This is a genomic window from Hydrocoleum sp. CS-953, from assembly GCF_002260545.1.
In the GTDB taxonomy this organism is placed as follows: Bacteria; Cyanobacteriota; Cyanobacteriia; order Cyanobacteriales; family Microcoleaceae; genus Trichodesmium.
This window is the reverse complement of the sequence record NZ_LGSU01000759.1, coordinates 1-4,541: the sequence shown is the minus strand read 5'-3', so window position 1 is coordinate 4,541 and position 4,541 is coordinate 1. Positions and strand designations below refer to the sequence as shown.

Annotated in this window: 1 protein-coding gene and 2 pseudogenes; all 3 read left to right on the top strand. The window is 35.5% G+C overall.

Annotated features, from left to right (window positions below):
* Positions 1 to 87 (top strand): annotated as a pseudogene (locus AFK68_RS34775) (family 10 glycosylhydrolase); the annotation flags it as partial.
* Between the two features lie 119 nt (positions 88 to 206).
* Positions 207 to 2,018 (top strand): annotated as a pseudogene (locus tag AFK68_RS44660) (GAF domain-containing protein); the annotation flags it as partial.
* A 44-nt stretch (positions 2,019 to 2,062) separates the two neighbouring features.
* Positions 2,063 to 3,151: an ATP-binding protein gene (locus AFK68_RS44655; RefSeq protein WP_094672461.1), complete on the top strand. Its 1,089-nt coding sequence runs from the start codon at positions 2,063 to 2,065 to the stop codon at positions 3,149 to 3,151.
* Positions 3,152 to 4,541 lie beyond the last annotated feature (1,390 nt).

The following is a 4,541-nucleotide window of genomic DNA, read 5'->3' as shown; positions in this document are numbered from 1 at the left end:
CGCCGTTATGATGTTGATGCCATTCACTTCGATGACTATTTTTATCCCTATCCTCAAGCAGGACAAGAATTTCCCGACTACCAAACCTAAAAAAGTTGACGAAAAATAAAATAGTTGGCAAAGGAGGAATTACTCCTAATGGTGAAATTTCTATTCTCAAACAAAAATTTACAATTAGTGATGGAGATGTATTAGAACAAGTATTAATGGGAGGTAAAGCACTTAAAATAAATGACTTAAGTGCTGAAAAGCAAGTGGGAGGATGGGTAAAAATAGCTCAAACTTATCATGTTAAAGGCACAATTTTATTTCCCATATCTTATAAAGAAACATCTTTTGGTGTTGTTTTAATGGGTTCACAAAATCGGGGCATATCTCTAGAGTCAGGTGAAAAAGCACTCCTATCTTTAATCTGGGGAGAATTGGGGCACACATTAGAAAAAATCCAAAAAGAGTGGCAACAGGAGCAAATTAAACGACCTGATGAACCCATACTCTCATTACTTTCTGAATTAGGAGAATTAACAACCCTAGACCAACGTCTGGAAGCAGTTGTAGAAATCACTCATAAATTTTTGCAGCCATCCCGCACAAATATTTACTGGTATTATCCCAATGGGCGCTACTTCTGGCGTCGTGCAAGTAATCGCCAAGTAATTGTAGAATGGAGTGACTTCAAGCGTCCTGCTTCTGGTATTACATTGCAAGATTTAGGTGAGTTATATCAGATATTAGTAAAAGGGCAAATTGTTTGCGTCGGAGAATATTACAACTCCGTAGACAACGAGATTACTCAACTACTGCTCCGACAAATCAGAGCTTCTTCTGTATTAGTAGCACCTATTATCTTAGAAGATGAACTCTTAGGGTTTATCACTATAGAAGAACAACATAACCGTCCGTGGCAAGATGATGAAAAAAACTATTTGCATGGAATAGGTAAACTGGTAGCTTTAACTTCTCCCCTATCAGAAATGAAAGACAAAATTTCCCAAGCTAAAATAGATCAGACTTTAACTGCAGGGATAACTAGAGCTATTTATTGTGATGATGGCTGGCAAAAAACTATCCGCACAACGGCGGAAAAACTATCTCAACGTTTAGGTGCTAAATATTTTATGTTAGCTATTCGCCAGAAAGACCAGTTTGAGGTTATTTATCAAAATCATTCTACTCAAAGTCGAATAATTACAACTCCTCTACCTTCTCTCAGCAAAGAAGATATAACCCTGATAGATCGAAACACCGAAGTAGTAGGAATTGAAAATTGGTCAGAGAATCATATATTGAGTGCTTGGCAGGAAGATTTTGAGAAACTAGGAATGCGCTCTCTTCTATTGTGCAGCACAAGAGGAACTAGGAAACAGGAGGAAGAAGAATCTATTACAGAGAATCAAGACAATAAGTACGATCGACCCGAAGGCATCGTAATTATTGGTTATGACGCTCCTCGCAGTTGGAATCGCAATGAGCGAGAATTGGTGCAAATTGCCAGTCAACAGTTAGGTTTTATTCTGCATCAAAGAGACATGAATCAGCAAATTCATCAGCAACAGCAATATATCCAATATTTGCAGTCTGGTTTAACTGCTTTGCAACCCACCACAATACTCGGAAACCACACAAAAGTATTGATTAATTCTTCTGACTCCTCATTTTTGCAAGAAGTTAAGAATTTAGCACCAGTGGGAGAAGAAAGTGTATTAGAAAATTTATCCCTAGATCATCTCGAACGTAGTTTTATCCAATTTATTGCTCAAGCAATTATGGAGGTAGGAGAGATAGATTCCCAAAATGTTCCCCTAGTTGCTTTAATTGCTTGGTATCCTGCATCGCAAACAGGCAGAATTATGAGTTATCGTTATGGCGACTCTAATATTACTAGCACTGGGAAAATTTCGATTCCTGTTCGCACGGATGTTTGGATTCAACAAATACTTTCTAGCAATGATTGGTTGCATTTGAATGTAAGTGATGTGCCAGCGAAAACTTTGCGGTGGCTAAATATTCTTGATAGTNTGCTTTAATTGCTTGGTATCCTGCATCGCAAACAGGCAGAATTATGAGTTATCGTTATGGCGACTCTAATATTACTAGCACTGGGAAAATTTCGATTCCTGTTCGCACGGATGTTTGGATTCAACAAATACTTTCTAGCAATGATTGGTTGCATTTGAATGTAAGTGATGTGCCAGCGAAAACTTTGCGGTGGCTAAATATTCTTGATAGTGGTCAGGTTATAGTAACTGCTTTGCGTACTGCTGCTGAACATCAACCAACAGGTATATTATTATTAACAGATCCCTACGGAATTTTATGGCAAAAAACAGAAGTTCCACAGTTAGAAAATTCTCCTACTGAGACTTTAAAAAATTTACTTACTACTTTGGTTTCTCAGTTTGCCTGGTCACGTCGCTATTTAATTGTCAAGACTACTTTGGAATCTCAGCGAGAAGAATTAGAGTGGTTGAATTGGTACAAACAAAGGCGTTTAGAAGAACTTTATCGTACTGTTGGTTCTGGTTTTAAACAGTTAAGTGAACTAAATAATATTCCGGCGGAAAATTCTACTCAACAAAAAGATATGTTAGCAAATCTACGTTATCAGCAATTACTAAGACAAATTGGCAATGTATTATCATCTACTACCTCATTATTGAAACAAGAAAAATGGCGTTTACAAGCAAATTATGACGTTGTATCTGTGGCTAATTTATTGAGGCGATCGCTGACTCGTGTTGATTCTCAAGTCAAAAAAAGAAAATTACAATTAGAAGTTCATCGAGAAGGAAATTTAACTATTTATGGAGATAGTATTAAATTAGAATTGGTTGTATATGAGCTTTTGATTAGTGCTTGTCGTCGTTCTCTAACAGGAGGAAAAATAGATATTAAATGTAAAACTTTAGATGAAGAATGGTTAGAAATTTCTATTCTTGATGAAGGAAGTATTAATCCTCAATTAATTGCTGAATTTAATGCTGGTTCTATACCCGATATATTAGAAACTTCTCCCCTAGTTACACCCCCAGGCAAACATTTAATTATCTGTCGGCGAGTCATGCAACAAATGGGAGGAGATTTTGAGCTAAAGTTGGGCGAAGGTGGTTTAGTAGAAAGTCGGTTACTGTTACCTTTAGCTCATATTTAATTTGATAAATAGGGAATGGTTGCTAATTACAATATTAGTATTTTTTAAGTTGAGTTGAGGTAAGGAAACCTAACAAGTTTAATCCTCTATCTATAAGTTCATAAGCAAAATTAATTATATAAAATCCGGGTAATTAGTTATCGTATTGCGGAGGAGTTAGGAGTTAGGAGTTAGGAGTTATATCAAATCCAGTAGCATTGGTATAATTAGGGTTTGCTGATTAAATATAAAAGCATTGACAGATAAAGGTAAGTGCCTTTTTAAGTTTGGAAAAAGTATCTTATTTTTAGCTATTGATAGTCAAAAAGTTAGGATTTTGGGTTTATTATAGCAGGAAAATCAAGGGGTAATTCTTCCTATTGTTTCCTCGCTAATTCCCCATTTCTCCTGACTCCTGTACGGGCGTTAACGATAGTTATGCGAAGCTAACGGCCGTTTCGCTGCGCAAACCGAATGCTGTCGCTTTCCGCGTAATTAGGAAATCACCCGTACAGGAGTCAGGAGGGAAGAGAATTTAGAAAGATTTGCACTTTTGCTGATTTTTCGGGAACCGTAGATGAAATTTTTTTATACCGAATTAAGCGGATTTGATATTAGGAGTTAGGAGAAATATTGGATTTGAACTATTAAATTATATAATTCCTATTCAATAGAAAACTTGTCTTAATGAAGAAGTAGTTTTGCAATTACTTTATAACCGGATTTTATATTACATATCTTATTGACTCCCTGTTCCATCTCTAAACTAGGAAATGCCTAAAAGCACAACTACTTAATTTAATTGATACTATCGCATTTAATATAACCCCCTTAAAAAATATTGACATTTTCTTATAATCCTCACAAGTGCTAAAATGAATGTAAGCATTCAGCAATCAGCTATTAGCTGTCAGCTATAAGTTATTAACTTAAGTAGGTAGGCAAAATAAAATTATAAAATGCCTAAGATGCGCATCCAAGGAAAACTTAAACTTTATAGCATAGAGGGTTTTCTATTTAATTATGTCTAGCTACTTATTATAATAAAATTTATCAAAAAAAATGTGTCTAAAAGCCCACCTTTTAAGGTGAAATGTTTTTGGAGCGGGGCATAAATCCCCGTTACAAAAACAACTTCTGACTTCTGTACGGGCGAATAGCCATTCGCCCCTACTGACTTCTGACTTCGTTAAAGCGGGAGTATTCAAGCCTATTTCAACTTACTAAAAATTAAGAATTTTAGCTATGACAAATCAAGAAAAATCAGAAAATTTAACTCCATCTAATTATCTTACAGCTATTAATATAATTGAAGATTGTGCCAATAAAATTTTGGCTCATATTTTCGACCCTAATATTATTCAATTTCAAAATAACTCAGATATTCTGAGTCTCAGAGAAAGTCAACTAC